The sequence below is a fragment of the Rhizobium sp. L9 genome, from assembly GCF_002531885.1.
In the GTDB taxonomy this organism is placed as follows: domain Bacteria; phylum Pseudomonadota; class Alphaproteobacteria; order Rhizobiales; family Rhizobiaceae; genus Rhizobium.
Window position 1 is genome coordinate 31,011 of record NZ_NWSZ01000021.1, and the last position, 16,503, is coordinate 47,513.

General features: G+C 60.1%; 17 protein-coding genes and 1 tRNA gene. 3 read left to right on the forward strand and 15 right to left on the reverse strand.

The window, feature by feature from the left end; genetic code table 11:
* Position 1 precedes the first annotated feature (1 nt).
* The 8 genes from deoC to CO660_RS21360 form a co-directional block, all read right to left on the reverse strand.
* Positions 2-778 carry a deoxyribose-phosphate aldolase gene (gene deoC / locus CO660_RS21325; protein WP_097600400.1) on the reverse strand — a complete coding sequence of 259 codons (777 nt, stop codon included), beginning with the start codon at positions 776-778 and terminating at the stop codon, positions 2-4.
* The gene (locus CO660_RS21330) at positions 771-1,577 is read right to left on the reverse strand and encodes a purine-nucleoside phosphorylase (protein WP_097600401.1); all 807 of its coding nucleotides are present in this window, start codon (positions 1,575-1,577) and stop codon (positions 771-773) included. Before CO660_RS21330 ends, deoC begins: the two co-directional genes overlap by 8 nt.
* The gene (locus tag CO660_RS21335) at positions 1,574-1,963 is read right to left on the reverse strand and encodes a cytidine deaminase (RefSeq protein ID WP_097600402.1); all 390 of its coding nucleotides are present in this window, start codon (positions 1,961-1,963) and stop codon (positions 1,574-1,576) included. Before CO660_RS21335 ends, CO660_RS21330 begins: the two co-directional genes overlap by 4 nt.
* A gap of 2 nt (positions 1,964-1,965) precedes the next feature.
* Positions 1,966-2,937, reverse strand: a complete 972-nt coding sequence (locus CO660_RS21340; protein ID WP_097600403.1) for an ABC transporter permease — start codon at positions 2,935-2,937, stop codon at positions 1,966-1,968.
* Between the two features lie 10 nt (positions 2,938-2,947).
* Entirely contained in the window at positions 2,948-4,051 is a 1,104-nt protein-coding gene (locus CO660_RS21345) for an ABC transporter permease (RefSeq protein WP_085776576.1), read from the reverse strand.
* Positions 4,052-4,058: 7 nt separating this feature from the next.
* On the reverse strand, positions 4,059-5,570 hold the full coding sequence (locus tag CO660_RS21350) for an ABC transporter ATP-binding protein (RefSeq protein ID WP_097600404.1): 1,512 nt from the start codon (positions 5,568-5,570) through the stop codon (positions 4,059-4,061).
* 83 nt (positions 5,571-5,653) lie between these two features.
* Positions 5,654-6,646 (reverse strand): BMP family ABC transporter substrate-binding protein, encoded by a 993-nt coding sequence (locus tag CO660_RS21355; RefSeq protein ID WP_085776574.1) that lies wholly within the window; start codon positions 6,644-6,646, stop codon positions 5,654-5,656.
* Between the two features lie 315 nt (positions 6,647-6,961).
* Positions 6,962-7,279 carry a hypothetical protein gene (locus tag CO660_RS21360; RefSeq protein WP_097600405.1) on the reverse strand — a complete coding sequence of 106 codons (318 nt, stop codon included), beginning with the start codon at positions 7,277-7,279 and terminating at the stop codon, positions 6,962-6,964.
* A gap of 227 nt (positions 7,280-7,506) precedes the next feature.
* On the opposite strand from CO660_RS21360, the gene CO660_RS21365 reads away from it, so the two are divergent.
* A tRNA-Ser gene (locus CO660_RS21365) sits at positions 7,507-7,596 on the forward strand.
* A gap of 438 nt (positions 7,597-8,034) precedes the next feature.
* Here CO660_RS21365 and CO660_RS21370 read toward each other — a convergent pair.
* Positions 8,035-8,610, reverse strand: coding sequence for a hypothetical protein (locus CO660_RS21370; RefSeq protein ID WP_245421355.1), 576 nt, complete (start codon positions 8,608-8,610; stop codon positions 8,035-8,037).
* 219 nt (positions 8,611-8,829) lie between these two features.
* Here CO660_RS21370 and CO660_RS21375 point away from each other — a divergent pair, with 219 nt between their 5' ends.
* A complete protein-coding gene (locus CO660_RS21375; RefSeq protein WP_085776572.1) occupies positions 8,830-9,039 on the forward strand; it encodes a KTSC domain-containing protein in 210 nt (69 codons plus the stop codon).
* 358 nt (positions 9,040-9,397) lie between these two features.
* A complete protein-coding gene (locus CO660_RS21380) occupies positions 9,398-9,637 on the forward strand; it encodes a CrpP-related protein (RefSeq protein ID WP_085779920.1) in 240 nt (79 codons plus the stop codon).
* On the opposite strand, the gene pncB is transcribed toward CO660_RS21380, so the two are convergent.
* The 6 genes from pncB to CO660_RS21410 form a co-directional block, all read right to left on the reverse strand.
* Positions 9,619-10,923 carry a nicotinate phosphoribosyltransferase gene (gene pncB / locus CO660_RS21385; RefSeq protein WP_097600406.1) on the reverse strand — a complete coding sequence of 435 codons (1,305 nt, stop codon included), beginning with the start codon at positions 10,921-10,923 and terminating at the stop codon, positions 9,619-9,621. The two genes, CO660_RS21380 and pncB, sit on opposite strands and share 19 nt — an antisense overlap.
* A 168-nt stretch (positions 10,924-11,091) precedes the next feature.
* Complete coding sequence (locus tag CO660_RS21390) at positions 11,092-11,454, reverse strand: hypothetical protein (RefSeq protein WP_020920106.1); 363 nt, start codon at positions 11,452-11,454, stop codon at positions 11,092-11,094.
* 142 nt (positions 11,455-11,596) lie between these two features.
* On the reverse strand, positions 11,597-12,556 hold the full coding sequence (locus tag CO660_RS21395) for a glyoxylate/hydroxypyruvate reductase A (RefSeq protein ID WP_097600407.1): 960 nt from the start codon (positions 12,554-12,556) through the stop codon (positions 11,597-11,599).
* 8 nt (positions 12,557-12,564) lie between these two features.
* Positions 12,565-14,202 carry an ABC transporter ATP-binding protein gene (locus CO660_RS21400; protein WP_097600408.1) on the reverse strand — a complete coding sequence of 546 codons (1,638 nt, stop codon included), beginning with the start codon at positions 14,200-14,202 and terminating at the stop codon, positions 12,565-12,567.
* Complete coding sequence (locus tag CO660_RS21405) at positions 14,199-15,347, reverse strand: ABC transporter permease (RefSeq protein WP_011423571.1); 1,149 nt, start codon at positions 15,345-15,347, stop codon at positions 14,199-14,201. The genes CO660_RS21400 and CO660_RS21405 overlap by 4 nt, the downstream gene beginning before the upstream one ends.
* Positions 15,347-16,435, reverse strand: coding sequence for a microcin C ABC transporter permease YejB (locus CO660_RS21410; protein ID WP_097600409.1), 1,089 nt, complete (start codon positions 16,433-16,435; stop codon positions 15,347-15,349). The genes CO660_RS21405 and CO660_RS21410 overlap by 1 nt, the downstream gene beginning before the upstream one ends.
* Positions 16,436-16,503: the final 68 nt, after the last annotated feature.

The window sequence follows — 16,503 nt, forward strand, 5'->3', positions numbered from 1 at the left end:
CTCAATAGCTCGACGCCGCAGCCGCTGCCGGCTGCGCTCCACTCAGAACCGCCAGGATGTCGTCGAGCAGGCCGGAAGCGCCGAAGCGGAAGGTCGAGGGCATAGCCCAGTCCGGCGCCATAATGGTTTCAGCAAGGCTGAGATAGAGCGCCGCATCCGCCACCGAACCGATGCCGCCAGCCGGCTTGAAGCCGACCTTGCGTCCGCTCTCACGAATGGCCCGGATCATGATGTCGGCGGCTTCGAGCGTCGCGTTGACGGCGACCTTGCCGGTGGAGGTCTTGATGAAATCAGCGCCGGCTTCAATAGCCAGTTCGGAGGCACGGCGGATCAAGGCCGCATCCTTCAACTCGCCGGTCTCGATGATCACCTTCAGCAGGACGGGGCCGGCGCATTCGGCGCGCACCGCCTTGACCATGTCAGTCACCGCCTTCTCATTGCCTGATATGAGCTTGCGGTAGGGGATGACCAAATCGATCTCATCTGCGCCGTCGGCAATCGCCTCACGGGTTTCGGCGGCGACATCGGCCACTTCCATATCGCCTGCTGGGAAATTGACGACCGTTGCGATCCGCACGGCATGGCCGGCGCCGAGAATGTTGCGGGCATGGGCGACGAAACGCGGCCAGATGCAGATCGCGGCACTGTTACCGTAGGGCGTCTGCGCGCGGGCGCAGAGCGTATCGATCTGCGCCTCGGTGCAATCGTCCTTCAGATTGGTGAGGTCGAGAAGGGAAAGGGCGACCGCCGCCGTTTCCCGGATTGAATGGCTATTCATTTTCGCTTTCTCCCGCAATCATCTCTTTCAATATGGCGGCGAGACGGGCGCCGCCGACGGGCGCCATGTCCTTGGTTTCTTCATGGCTGAGCTCATTGCCGGTCATGCCTGCTCCATAGTTGGTGATAACGGAAGCGGCCGCAACCCTCAGACCCAGCATTCTTGCGATGATCACCTCCGGCACCGTCGACATGCCGACGGCATCGGCGCCGAGGATGCGCGCCATGCGGATTTCGGCCGGCGTTTCGAAGCTCGGACCGGAAAACCACATATAGACGCCCTGCCCCAGCTCGATCTTGAGTTTTGCCGCCGCCTTCCGCATCGCCGCGGCGAGGCCGGCGTCATAGGCATTGGTCATGCCGACGAAGCGATGGTCGCTTTCCTCGCCGATCAGCGGGTTCATGCCGGAATAGTTGATGTGATCGGTAATCTGCATCACCGAACCAGGCGGCATGTCGTCGCGCAGCGATCCGGCCGAATTGGTCAGGATCAGCGCCTCGACGCCGAGCGCCTTCAAGACCTCGATCGGCAGGCGCATGGCGTTGGCATCGCCCTTCTCATAATAATGCACGCGGCCGGAAAGCATGATGACCGGCTTTCCACCGAGGCGGCCGGCGACGACTTCGCCGGCGTGGCCGGAGACGGCGCTGACGGGAAAGCCCGGCAGATCGCGATAGGGAATACGGACGGCGCCTTCCAACTGGCCAACGAGGGGGCTGAGACCAGAGCCGAGCACGATGCCATGGCGCGGCTTGATCGCGCCGAGCAATGCGGCGAGCAGGTCGACCGTCGTCCTCATCCGAGTTCCGTCTCGAAGCTGAAGGGAAGAAGCTCTTCCATTGTCATGGTCTTCTTCACGCCCGCCTCATCGCAGAGATAGATCTTTGTGTCCTTGGCGGCGAATTCGGAGATCTTCTGGCGGCAGCCGCCGCAGGGCGGGCAGAGTGGCAGCTTCTGGGCGATCACGGCCATTTCGACGATCTTCCTGGCGCCACCCATGATCATGGCGCTGATCGCGGTCGGCTCGGCGCACCATCCTTGCGGGAAGGAGAGGTTTTCGATGTTGGCGCCGGTATAGACCTTGCCGTCCTCGGCGCGGATCGCCGCACCGACCGGGAATTTCGAATAGGGCGCATGAGCAAAGGCCATGGCGCCGCGAGCGGCCTCGAACAGGTCGTGGGACATGATCAACGCTCCTTCGTATAGGGCACGCCGCCGGCCTTCGGCGGGATTGCGACGCCGATGAAGCCGGCAAGCAGGATGCAGGTCAGGATATAGGGCAGCGCCTGGAAAACCTGGACCGGCACCTCACCGACCAATGGTACCTGCTTGCCCTGCATGAAGTTCGCCAAAGCATCGAGGAAGCCGAAGAGCAGACAGGCAAACATCACCGGTACCGGCTTCCACTTGGCGAAGACCAGCGCCGCCAGCGCGATATAACCCTTGCCGGCCGACATGTCCTTGATGAAGGCGGCGGACTGGGCGATCGCCAGATATGTGCCGGAAAAGCCGCAGAGGATGCCGGCGCACATGACGGCCCGGTAGCGCAGCCAGGCAACCGAAATGCCTGCCGTATCGACTGCGCCCGGATTTTCGCCGACGGCGCGCAGCCGGAGGCCGAAACGCGTGCGGTAAAGCACCCACCAGGAGAAGGGCACGGCGAGGAAGGCAAGATAGGTGAGGATATTGTTGCCCGATATCACGCTTGCATAGAGCGGACCGATGATCGGTATGTCGTGGACGGCATTGGCGCCCGGCAGGATGATCGGCGCGAAGCGGGCCTCAGGCGCCAGCTGCGGCGTGCGGCCGCCCTGGCCGAACCAGGCTTGGCCGAGCACGATGGTAATGCCGGCGATGAAGAAGTTGATCGCCACACCCGAGACGATTTGGTTGCCGCGGTTGGTGATCGAGGCGAAGCCATGCACCAGGCTGAGCGCCACCGAGCAGACGACGCCCGCGCCGAGCCCTAGCCAGGCCGAACCAGTGAGATTGGCCACGCAGGCGGCGGCGAAGGCCGAGCCCAGCATCTTGCCTTCCAGGCCGATATCGAAGATGCCGGCGCGCTCCGAAAACAGTCCTGCGAGCGCAGTAAAGATCAGCGGAATAGACAGCCTGACCGTCGAGCTCAGGACGTTGATGAAGATGTCGTAGTAATCCATCGTCCGCTCCTCAGGCTCGTTTGAATTGCTGGTAAATGTGCACCATTGCCGGCCGGAACATGTATTCCAGCGCGCCGGCAAAGAGGATCACCAGTCCCTGAATGACCAGGATCATTTCGCGGGTGATATTCGGCATCTCGAAAGAGATCCAGTCGCCGCCCTGGTAAAGGGTGCCGAAAAGGATTGCGGAAAAGATGATGCCGAGCGGATGGTTGCGGCCCATCAGCGACACTGCAATACCGACGAAGCCGGCGCCACCGACGAATTCAACCTGCAGACGGGCGGAAGAGCCCATGACGGGATTGAGCGCCATCATGCCGGCGAGCGCGCCTGAAATCAGCATGGCGATGATGACGATGCGTGCATAGGGTATGCCGGCATAGGCAGCGGCCGTCGAGCTCACGCCGAGTGTACGCATCTCAAAGCCGAGCTTAGTGCGCCAGATGAGGATCCAGACAAACCAGGCGGCAAGGAGGGCGATGATGAAGGAGACGTTGAAGGGCGCTGCACCCAATTTGGCTCCGAAGATGCTCATGATCCAGCCAAGCTTCGGAAGCTGCCCACCCTCGAGGAAGGTACGGGTTTCCGGCGCCATCTTGCCCGGCACGATCAGCACGTGCACCAGCAGATAGACCATGAGAGCGGCTGCGATGTAATTGAACATGATCGTCGTGATAACGATATGGCTGCCGCGTTTGGCCTGCAGGAAAGCGGGAATGAAGGCCCAGGCCGCACCGAATATCCCGGCGCCGACAATGGCGATCGGCATCGTCACATACCAGGGCACGTAATTGTCGAGCGCAAGCGCTACCAGCGCACAGCCGAGACCGCCAATATAGGCCTGACCTTCGGAGCCGATGTTAAAGAGACCGGCGTGGATGGCGACTGCTACGGAAAGGCCAGTGAAGATGAAACTCGTTGCATAGTAGAGTGTGAAGCCTATGCCTTCGCCGCTGCCGAAGGCACCCTCGATCAGCAGCGAAAGAGCGGCAAGCGGGCTTTCGCCGATCAGCCAGACGACGAAACCCGAGATCAAGAAGGCAACGACGAGGTTTAAAAGCGGGATCAGACCGTAATTGATCCATCTCGGAAGCGGAACGGAAGCAGTGCTCATAAAGGCCTCACGCGGCAATGCCGGCCATCATCAGGCCGAGGGTCTGTTCACCGGCATCGGGCGTCTTCTCACCGACGACATGGCCGGCGAACATGACAAGGATACGGTCGGAAAGGGCGCGGATCTCATCGAGCTCGACGGAGACGAGCAGGATCGCCTTGCCCGCGTCGCGCATCTCGATGATCCGGCGGTGAATGAATTCGATGGCGCCGATATCGACGCCGCGCGTCGGCTGGCCGATGATCAGCATCTTCGGATCGCGTTCGATCTCGCGGGCGACGACGATCTTCTGCTGGTTGCCGCCGGAGAAATTGGCCGTCTTCAGCCGTGGGTTCGGCGGGCGGATGTCGTATTTTTCGATCTTCTCCATCGCATCCTTGCGGATCGCTTCGAGATCGAGCAGCGGCCCTTTGCTGTAGCCCGGACGGCGGTGATAGCCGAGGACGGAGTTTTCATATTCCTCGAATTTCAGCACCAGTCCCATATGGTGCCGGTCCTCGGGAATATGGGCAAGCCCGAGATCGCGCAGGCGGGCGGGATCGGCCTTGTCGATCGTCTGACCGTCGAGAAGGATTTCGCCGGAGACAGGTTTCCGGATGCCGGCGATCGCCTCCAGCAATTCGGACTGGCCGTTGCCGGCAACACCGGCGATGCCGACGATCTCGCCGGCGCGCACCTCGAAGGAGACGTTATCGACCATGGTGACGCCGCGATTGTCCTTGACCGTCAGGTTGCGGACGGAGAGTACGGCGGCGCCCGGATTGGCTTCGCCCTTCTGCACGCGCAGCAGCACACGACGGCCGACCATCAACTCGGCAAGCTCCTCCACCGTCGTTTCCGCCGTCTTGCGAGTGGCGACCATCTCGCCGCGGCGCATGACTGAGACCGTATCGGTGATCGCCATGATCTCGCGCAGCTTATGGGTGATGAGGATGATCGTCTTGCCCTGGTCGCGCAGCACCTTGAGGATGCGGAAGAGGTGGTCGGCTTCAGCCGGCGTCAGCACGCCCGTGGGCTCGTCGAGGATCAAGATCTCGGCGCCGCGATACATGGCTTTCAGGATTTCGACGCGTTGCTGCAGGCCGACCGGGAGCTCTTCAATCAGTGCGTCCGGATCGACCTCGAGACCGTATTCGGTTTCCAGCCGCTTGAGCTCGGCGCGGGCCGATGCGACGCCTCTCGCCAGCAGCGATCCGCCTTCGGCGCCGAGCATGACGTTCTCGAGCACGGTGAAATTATCGACCAGCATGAAATGCTGGTGCACCATGCCGATGCCGGCGGCGATGGCCGCCTGGCTGTCACGGATGGTGACCGGATTGCCATTGACGCGGATCTCGCCGCTGTCGGCGTGGTAGAAACCATAGATGATCGACATCAGCGTCGATTTGCCGGCGCCGTTTTCACCGATGATGCCGTGGATCGTCCCCTTGGCAACGGTGAGATTGATGTCCTTGTTGGCATGGACGGCACCGAATTTCTTATCGATGCCGACAAGCTCGATAGCGGGCTTATCTGTCACTGCAGGCTCCAAATAAGAAAAGGGCGTATGGCGAAAATCCCCTCCGCCATACGCCCGATCTCGATATTACATCAGGGCGCTGATCACTTCGGGCAAGCGTTGTCCGATGTGTAATCGTGAACCTTGACAGTTCCGGCGATGATATCGGCCTTGGCCTTGTCGACGGCGGCCTGCATTTCCGGCGTGATCAGCGACTTGTTGTTGTCGTCGATCGCGGCGCCAACACCATCTTCCTTGACGCCGAGGGCCTGAACGCCAGCGGTGAACTTGTCGTTCTTGGTATCGGTGTAGGCGTTGTAGACGGCGAGGTCGACGCGCTTGACCATCGAGGTCAGGACCGAGCCCGGATGAAGATGGTTCTGGTTGGAGTCGACGCCGATCGACAGCTTCTTGTTGTCGGCGGCGGTCTGCAGAACACCAAGGCCGGTGGCGCCGGCTGCCGCGTAAATAACATCCGCGCCCTGGTCGATCTGGTTCTTGGTGAGCTCACCGCCACGAACCGGGTCATTCCAGGCAGCACCGGTGGTGCCGGTCATGTTCTGGAACACCTCGATATCGGCCTTGGCGGCGCGCGCGCCTTGCTCATAGCCGCATTCGAATTTGCGGATCAGCGGAATGTCCATGCCGCCGACGAAGCCGACCTTGCCGGTTTTGGAGGCCATGCCGGCGAGAATGCCGACGAGGTAGGAGCCTTCTTCTTCCTTGTAGACGACCGAGCGGACGTTCGGCTTGTCGACGACTGAGTCGACGATGATGAATTTGGTATCCGGGAATTCGGCTGCGACCTTCTCGATGGCCGAAGTCCAGGCGAAGGAAACGGCGACCACCGGATTGAAACCGCGGCTTGCGAAGTTACGGATGGCCTGTTCGCCCTGCGTGTCGCCGGTCGGCTCGAAATCGCGATAGGCGATGCCGGTCTCGGCCTTGAACTTCTCGGCGCCGTTATAGGCCGCTTCGTTGAAAGACTTATCGAACTTCCCGCCGGTGCCGTAAACCAGCGCCGGCTTGACATCGGCGGCAAGCGCCGTCGTCGACATGGCAGCCACGGCAAGGAGAGTGAGAAGGGATTTTTTCATTGTGCAGCCCTGTTGTTGCTATTCATTAGGGGTCCTCCCGCAAGCCCTTTTGGGCATGTCTGCGGAACCACCGACCTCCCCCCGGAGGCCTGGCTGCGCGCATCCTTGCATGGCTCACAGAAAAATTCACCAGAAATTTTTCAGGCGGTAAAGATTTGCAGCGATTGCTGAAAATCAGTTCTCTCGGGCTGATTTTTGGACATTTCCGCTGCCGGGATGCAAAATTTCCCGGCAATCCGACAGCCATGTCGGGGTCACGGAAAGACCGGCGGCGACCGAATCTTCGGCCGAGCCGCAGCGGCAAGACCAGCTTGCCTATGCCGTGAAACGGCCGGCCACCGGCGCCTTCTTGTAGCCGACCATCCAAAGAAGCAGCGCGATCACCAGAAAAACCGCAAAGGCCGGCTGGAGCATCAGCCACTGAAAGATGAAGGCATAGAAGCGCGGGTGGATATAGTAGGAAAGCGCGGATTGAAGCGACGTCAGTGTGTCCGGGCTCACATCCTGCCAGGCATCCGACATCGGCGTCATGATCACGGCGGAGGCGGCAACCGATTGGATCGAATCGATGGTCCCGGCAATAACGGCTGCCGCAAGTGCGACAAGACTCGCCAGACGCAACAGGAAACGCATCAATCCCTCCGACGCTTCGATATGCCGGACAATTCCGGCGAGCCCGCGCCATTCTCCACCTTGAGAATTACATAGTCATCGCTGAGGTGAAGCACAATGGGATGGGCCGAGCGGAGTTTTATCGGAAGAAGTCAAAAAACTGTTAGATTTGGGTTGATCGGCAAAAATTCATCGGTATATATCGCGCCGTTCCGACGATTTGCTCCTATCCGGGCGCGAACGCCAAAGGACAGGTGGCCGAGTGGTTTAAGGCGCACGCCTGGAACGCGTGTGTACGTGAAAGCGTACCGAGGGTTCGAATCCCTCTCTGTCCGCCATTTTTCGTTAATAACCGTTGCTGCTTTCTCTTTAGCAGGCCGTCAAGTCTCGCGAGAATCCAATTGCATGCGGTAGCAGCCGAAACTGCGTGCCCGCCGACATCCACCGCGATGAACGACCCGTAGCTGGGCGTCGGAAGAGACCCATTCCCTCCCAACCACGGTCTGAATGGACACCAGACCGGAAGTTGGCAGGCACTTGAGCAGCCGAACCTATTTAGCTGTAAGGTCGCTGATGCTGCCGACGAAGGGATCAGCGTGACGATAGCCAGACTCTATTCGAATATCTCCGAGACATTTGTCGCTGGGACTGTCCCCCCTTGAGGTCCTCCTTCGGACATCTGAAATTTGTGAGCCAGAACCGTGGAGGCATAGCAGATTCCAAATGTCTGCATGCTTTGCGAAACAATAAGGAGCGCCAATGTAATGAGGCTTATTTTACCACTCTGAAAGACAGCATCCGCTTCGTATGACATCGACGCCGCTATGGCTATCAATAGAAACGAAACAATGGGAGGAAGAATCATCCCCGCAAACAGGCGAAAAGGTTGGAAGGAAATTACGCCGCCCCCCGGCAAAGGCCTCTGCAAGCCCGCTAGTTGAGCCCGCTATTCCAGCAGTCGGCCAAGTTCCGACAAGAGCGAGGAGCAACGGATAGAAAATTGCGAACAGCCCGCCGCACAGCAGTACCAATGCACCCCTCAAGAAAGAAACAGCGCCGAATGCAAGAGGAACGCCGATTCCGATACCTATTACGACAAGCAGGATAAGAATATTTATCCAGATGTAGCTGCCAAACCCAGCCATGCCCCGGTTGAGTTGCACTCGCCCGGTTCCGCTCAATATCGCATTTTGTACACAAAATCCTGTATATAACGCAATAAAGAACTGCGTAGAACCAACGCCACTACTTTCGTTGTACTCTGAAAATAATATTAATGCGCAGCTTATTGTGACAAATAAACAAACGAGAAATAAATTATATCTTATGAAGGAAATCGTTTCACGTAGCATTATCACCCCTGCCATCCGCCGTAGCTGCTGAGTCGAAGATATCGTGATCAAAATATACGGCTGTCAAATGCGGGACGGTCATCAACGTGCTGGGAACCCTGAATATGTCGGAGGTTGACAGCACACCGCAAGATTCCTGTTTTTTTACCATGCGAATTCACCGCGTCTTTGCACGTTTGGGTTTAGGGTCTGCCAAACCAAAAAACAGAGGTAAAACAGGTGGAAGAACTTTCGGTACAGTCGAAGATCATCAAATCCGTCTATTTCAGCCAGGAAGACGGGCGGCTGAGGATTTGCTTCAAGAACGGCGAGGAGCGTCTGTTCGAAGGCGTGCCCTCTTCGGAAGCCCATGCGATGACGGCGGCGTCGTCTCCCGGACATTATTATCTCGACCGGATCAGGACGCGGTTTCGCAGACTGGCTGCCTGAAACCGTCGGCCCGGCCGGGATTGCGTCGGATTGAGACAGTGCCGGTGGATATTAATCCCTGGTTAACTCTCGCCTTCATCACAGTTGGATCAGCTCGAGCAGAAAGCGGCACTCTATCAGTGCTGCCGCTTTCAGAGATTCGGTCAGCCGGGAGGCTTGGTGGCGGACCCCAGCCAAGAAACCGAGCCTCCCCGTCACCCCATCCGTTTCGCCGGATCGATCCGAGGTCGGGCTGCAATCGCCTCGAAATAGCCAATTGGGGCTAATCCTGTGAAAAACCGGAATGCTCACATCCGGACTCGACAATGCTTCATTAGCATGATTGCATAAACCCATGGAACGGGAGGCCGGGGTCATGATGTTCGAGAATCTGCTTGAGATGCAGGAGCGCGGCGTGCGCGACCGTGCTCGTGGCCGCAGCCTGGCCGACAATCCGATGTCGAAGCCGGATGTGCTGCCGATCACCGATTTTCAGGAATGGTATTCGATGTTCGACGCCTGGCGCTTCGGCTGGTCGATCGAGGATGCGATGGCGGGGCACATCGAGGTACCCCGTGATGGCCGCGCTTCACCTCGAGCCTATACCAGGACGGTCTGATCGACCCTATCTTCGGCGCCGAAGAATTTCAAGTAGCGTTCGACTTCGGCCGGCTCGCCCGTCGCCTTCTGCGGGTTGTCGGAGAGTTTTACCGCCGGGCGGCCGTTGGCGTCGCTGACCTTGCAGACGATCGAGATCGGATTGAGGCCTGAGATTTCCGTCGGCGCACAGCCGGCAAAATCATTCGTCAGGTTGGTGCCCCAGCCGAAGCTCATGCGCACGCGGCCTTCGAAATGCCGGTAGGTATCGATGATGGCGTCGACATCGAGGCCGTCGGAAAAGATCAACAGCTTCTGGCGCGGATCGCGGCCCATCTTCTTCCACCACTCGATGATCTTTTCACCGCCTTCGATCGGCGGCGCGCTGTCCGGACGGAAGCCGGTCCAGTCGGCGACCCATTCGGGGGCGTCGCGCAGGAAGGCCGCGGTGCCGAAGGCGTCCGGCAGGACGATCAGCAGGTTGCCGCCATAGAGCTTGTTCCAGTCGCGCAGGATTTTGTAAGGGGCGTTGCGCAGCTGCTCATCGGTTTGCGCGAGGGCGGCTGCCACCATCGGCAGCTCGTGGGCATTGGTGCCGACCGCCTCGAGATCGGAATCCATCGCCAGCAAGACATTGCTGGTGCCGGTGAAGGCCGGACCGATACCTTCCTTCAGCGCCTCGACGCACCAGCGCTGCCAGAGAAAACTGTGACGGCGGCGAGTGCCGAAATCGGAGATGCGCAGGCCCGGCAATTCCTTCAGCCGTTCTACCTTCGACCACATCTTTGCCTTGGCACGCGCATAGAGCACATCGAGGGTAAAGGGACCGAGCGCCCTCATCGCCGAGCGCGAACGCAGCTCGTTGACGATGGCAAGCGCCGGGATCTCCCACATGGTGGTTTCCTTCCAGGACCCATGGAAGTCCAGCACATATTGCCCCTCCTTCTTCGACAGCTCGTATTCGGGAAGTTGGAAGTTGGACAGCCAGGCAAGGAATTCCGGCTCGAAGATCTGCGCGCGGCCGTAGAAACTATTACCCGCCAGCCATATCATCTCCTTCTTGGAGAGCCGCAGCGTGCGGGCGTGGTCGAGCTGTTCGCGCAGTTCGCCTTCATCGATCTCTTCGGCGAGATGTACGCGCTTGGTGCGGTTGATGAGGGTGAAGGAGGCGTTCACATCAGGATAGAGCTTCCAGATCATCTGGAGCATCAGCAGCTTGTAGAAGTCGGTATCGATCAGGCTGCGGATGATCGGGTCGAGTTTCCAGGCGTGATTGTAGACGCGTCTCGCGATATCGGTCTTGGCCATGAGATTCCTGCCCTGTCCACTCCGGTCAGGTGCTGCCAAGTTCCGGGCCGGCGCACGAAACCGGCTCGTGCGCCTTCTTATCGAAAAATCGGCGGAGAAAGTCCAGACAAAACATAAACATCCCGCCGCAGCGTGGCGGCGGGATGCGGGAGATCGTCTGCCAAAGGCCTATTGGGCCGGTGCCGCAGGCTGGGTCGGTGCCGCAGGCGCGCTATTAGGGGCAGGCGCCGTTGCCGGCGTCTCGGTTGGACCCGCATTGCCATTCTGCATCGTCGGCGCGGGTGCCGCGTCGGATTGCTGCTGCTGGAGCTGTTGGCCGGGCTGCTGCGGCGCCACCTCGTTCGCCTCGCGGCGGCCCCAGATCTCGACTGGAATCCAGACCACGAAGGCAAGGATCAGCGCCACGAGCAGCACGGTCAGGATACGGTAACCCATACGCCCCTGCTTTGCCTTGACCGGCGGGATTTGCTGTTCCTTGTGAAGCTTTCCGTCGGATTTTTCCCAGCGTGTTTCGGTCTGATGCGCCATCATCGTCTCCTTCCGCTGCCTTGGCGGCCGATCTGGCCGCAAAGAACTTCGCAAGGAAAACGGGTGGCCGTCTGGAAGGTTCCAGGCTCAAACGTGCCGCGATCTTGGAATAGCCAAACCGCCGCAGCTTGGGCGCGAGATGCCGCTAATAACCGGCGGCGCGATCGATCACAAACTGCAGCGGCTCGCCGCGCTCAAAAAGGGCGATCTGCATCTCGACATGGCGGAACAGCGCATTCTCTTCGGAGACCGCCGCGTCATGCGGGGTGATGAACACATTCTCCAATTCCCACAACGGGCTGTCTGCGGCGAGCGGCTCCGCTTCGAAAACGTCGAGAGAAGCGCCGCCGAGGGTCCCTTCCCTGATGGCCGAGACGATGTCGGTCTCGATCTGGCTCTTGCCGCGGCCGGCATTGATGAAGACCGGCTGTCCGAGCGCACCGTCGCGGCGGAGCTTCTTAAATAGCCCGCTATTATAGAAGCCGGTCGTCTCAGGCGTCAGCGGCAGCAGGCCGACCAGAATGTCGGTTTTGGCAAGAAACCGGTCCAATTCGCCCGCGTCGAAGGTCTCGACGCCCTCAATTGTTTTGCGGGTGCGCGACCAGCCGATGACGTTGAAACCCATCACTTTCAGCTTGGCGACCGCATCCAGGCCCAGAATGCCGAGCCCCATGACGCCGATGGTCACCTCCGCCGCTTCCGGCGCAATCAATTTGGCCCATTCGCGCCGCCGCTGCTTGACGTCATGGGCATATTGACCGCGCAGATGCATCAGGCACTGCATGACGACCCATTCGCTCATGCGGGTGGTCAGGCTGCGGTCGACGAAACGGACAATCGGAACGTCAGGCAAGCCGGCCATGCCGATGATGTGATCGACGCCGGCACCACCCGAGAAGATCACCTTGAGGTTCGGCGCGCGTCGAAAGAGATCGGCATCCGGCTTCCAGAGAAGCGCGTATTCCGTTTCGCTGAAATCACGCTCGCGATTGGCGGGATCGGCGAGATTGATGCTGCCGCGGTCGGCAAAGGCCGTTTTCAGGACGCGGGCGACACCTTCGGGGTTGAACTTGATATCGACGAGGACGGGAGGACGAACTGACATGATCTTCTTTACTGCTGCACGGCGGGCGTCGGCACCGCCTCAATGTTGAAGGCGGCCGCCATGAGTGCCTTGGTGTAATCGTCCTTCGGCGCGCGGAAGATTTCCGCGGACGGTCCCTGCTCCACCACCTTGCCGAAACGCATGACGATGACGTCGTTGGCGAGCGCCTTCACCACCTTCAGGTCGTGACTGATGAAGAGATAGGCGAGGTCGTGCTTCTTCTGCAGATCGCGCAGCAGGTCGACCACCTGCGCCTGCACGCTCATGTCGAGCGCGGATGTCGGCTCGTCGAGCATGACGAAACGGGGCTTCAGCACCATGGCGCGAGCTATGGCGATGCGCTGGCGCTGGCCGCCTGAAAATTCATGCGGATAGCGCCAGCGGGTCAGCGGATCGAGGCCTACCTCCTCCAGCGCCCAGCAGACACGCTGGTCGCGCTCCTCGGCGCTCAAGGCGCGCTCATGCACCTTCAGCCCTTCGGCAATGATATCGCCGACCGACATGCGCGGGCTGAGCGAACCGTAGGGGTCCTGGAAGACGATCTGCAGTTGGTTGCGTAACGGCCGCATTTCGCTGAAAGAATAACCGGCTATATCTTTGCCGACAAAGGCAATCCGTCCCTGCGACGAGATCAGACGGGTGAGGGCAAGCCCGAGCGTGGTCTTGCCCGAACCGGATTCGCCGACGACGCCGAGCGTCTGGCCGGCGCGCAGCGAAAGATCGATGCCGTCGACCGCCTTCACATGATCGACGACGCGGCGCATCAGCCCCGCCTTGATCGGGAACCAGACGCGGATATCCGAGCCTTCCATCACCACCGGCTTCGACGGATCGGCAAGCGGCGGCTCGCCGCGCGGCTCCGAGGCGAGAAGATGGCGGGTATAGTCATGCTTCGGATTGGCGAAGACCTCTTCGACGGTTCCGGTCTCGACGATCCTGCCCTTGGTCATCACGCAGACGCGATCGGCGAATTTGCGGACGATGCCGAGATCATGGGTGATGAACAGCAGCGACATGCCGTGTGCCGCCTTCAATTGCCGGAGAAGCTCGAGGATCTGCGCCTGCACCGTGACGTCGAGCGCTGTTGTCGGTTCGTCGGCGATCAGCAGTTCCGGCCGGTTGGCGAGCGCCATGGCGATCATGACGCGCTGGCGCTGACCGCCGGAGAGTTCGTGCGGATAGGCCTTTAACCGCTTCTCAGGCTCGCGAATGCCGACCTGGTTCAACAGCTCCAGCACGCGCATCCGCGCCGCCTGGCCGGTGAGCCCCTGGTGCAGGGCGAGGATCTCGGCAATCTGCTTCTCGATCGTATGAAGCGGATTGAGCGAGGTCATCGGCTCCTGGAAGATCATGGTGATGTCGTTGCCGCGCACCTCGCGCAGCGTCCGCTCGGATGCCCTCAACAGGTCCTGGCCCTTGAACAGGATTTCGCCGGAGGGATGACTTGCCGAGGGATAGGGCAAAAGCCGCAGGATCGAATTGGCCGAGACCGACTTGCCGGAGCCGGATTCGCCGACGAGCGCCACGACCTCGCCCTTGGCAATATCGAAGGAGATGCGATCGACGGCAAGCGAGGTTTCGCCGCCCTGGTGGAAGGCAACCGAGAGATCGCGGACGGAAAGGAGCGGTTCTGTCATATCACTCATTGAAACGTCTTCCTCGGATCGAAGGCGTCGCGCACGGCTTCGCCGATGAAGATCAAAAGAGAAAGCATGATCGACATGGTGAAGAAGGCCGTCAGCCCGAGCCAAGGCGCCTGCAGGTTGGTCTTGCCCTGGGCGATCATTTCGCCGAGCGAAGGGGAGCCGGGCGGCATGCCGAAGCCGAGGAAATCGAGCGAGGTCAGCGTCGTGATCGAGCCTGAGAGAATGAAGGGCAGAAAGGTGAGCGTCGCCACCATGGCGTTCGGCAGCAGGTGGCGCCACATGATGGTGCGGTTGTTGACGCCGAGCGCACGGGCGGCGCGGACATATTCGAAATTGCGGGCGCGCAGGAACTCTGCGCGCACGACGCCGACAAAGCTGACCCAGGAGAAGAGCAGCATGATTCCGAGCAGCACGAAGAAGCCGGGCGGCAGGATCGCGGCGATAATGAGCAGGATATAAAGCACAGGCATCGACGACCATATTTCGATGAAGCGCTGCAGCAAGAGATCGGTCAGGCCGCCGAAATAGCCCTGCACCGCCCCTGCCGTGACGCCGATGATCGCCGAGCAGATGGTCAACGCCAGGCCGAACAGCACCGATATGCGGAAGCCGTAGATAACGCGCGCCAGCACGTCACGCGCCTGGTCATCGGTGCCGAGCCAGTTGAGATTGCCGAGCGTGCAGCCGGGATCGTTCGCGCCTTGCGGATAACCTGAGCAACGCTCCTCCTTGGTCATCAGCCAGAAGGGGGGGGTCGGAGCCGAATGCGGAATGTTCGAGTTGACCGAGCGGTAGGAATAATGGATCGGCGGCCAGATCATCCAGCCATTGGCATTGATCTCATCTGCTATCACCGAGGAGCGGTAGTCGGTTTCGGCGAGGAAGCCGCCGAATTTCTCCTCGGGATAGTCGATCAACACCGGAAACAGGATCTCGCCCTTATAGGAGGCGATGATCGGCCGGTCGTTGGCGAGGAATTCAGCAAAGAGGCTCAGCACGAACAGCAGCAGGAAAAGCCACAGCGACCAGTAGCCGCGGCCGTTCGCCCGGAAATTCTTCCACCGACGGATATTGGTCGGCGACAGCAGCCCCTTGCGCGGCGGTTTGACCGGGGTTGCGGTGGCAGGGTTTGCGGCGGCGTCCATCAGACATCCCTCCGCTCGAAATCGATGCGCGGATCGATCCAGGTATAGATCAGGTCTGAGATCAGGCTGACGAAAAGACCGAGCAGCGAGAAGATGTAGAGTGTCGCGAAGACGATCGGATAATCCCGGTTGACCACCGAGAGATAGCCGAGGCGGCCGAGGCCATCGAGCGAAAAGATGTTCTCGATCAGCAGCGAGCCGGTGAAGAAGGCGGAGATGAAGGCGCCGGGAAAACCGGCGATGATGATCAGCATGGCATTGCGGAAAACATGGCCGTAAAGCACCTGCCGCTCGTTCAGGCCCTTGGCGCGGGCGGTGACGACATATTGCTTCTTGATCTCCTCGATGAAGGAATTCTTGGTCAGAAGCGTCGTGGTGGCGAAGGCGGCGAGCGAAAGCGAGATCAGCGGCAGGGTGAGGTGCCAGAAATAATCGAGCGGTTTCTGCCACCAGGCGAGCTCACCGAAATTGTCGGAAACGAGGCCGCGCAGTGGGAACCAGTCGTAGAAAGAGCCGCCGGCGAAAAGCACGATGAGCAGGATGCCGAAGAGGAAGCTCGGAACGGCATAACCGACGACGATGACGCCTGAGGTCCAGACGTCGAAGGTCGACCCGTCCCTGACCGCTTTGCGAATGCCGAGCGGGATGGAAATCGCATAAGAGAAGATCAGGATCCAGATGCCGAGCGAGATCGACACCGGCAGTTTCTCCTTGATGAGGTCGAGCACGGAGGTGTTGCGGAAGAAGCTCTCGCCGAAATCGAAGCGGATGTAATTCCACATCATCTCGCCAAATCGCGTCAACGGCGGCTTGTCGAAGCCGAACTGTTTTTCGAGCTTGGCGATCAGCTCCGGATCGAGCCCCTGGGCGCCGCGATACTTCGAGCCTTCGTCGCTGCCGCCGCCACCGAGCAGATCGCCGCCGCCGGACAGGCGCTGATCGGCGCTGTCGGCCTGGCCGGTCAGCTGGGCAATCACCTGCTCGACCGGGCCGCCGGGGGCAAATTGAACGACAATGAAGGAAATTGCCATGATACCGACGATCGTCGGTATCATCAAAAGCAGGCGGCGAATGACATAGGCGCCCATCAGCCTTCAGCCTCCGGAAATCTTCTTATTGTCTGCCTGCCGTCCAGTCTAATGCCGCTCAATCCGCC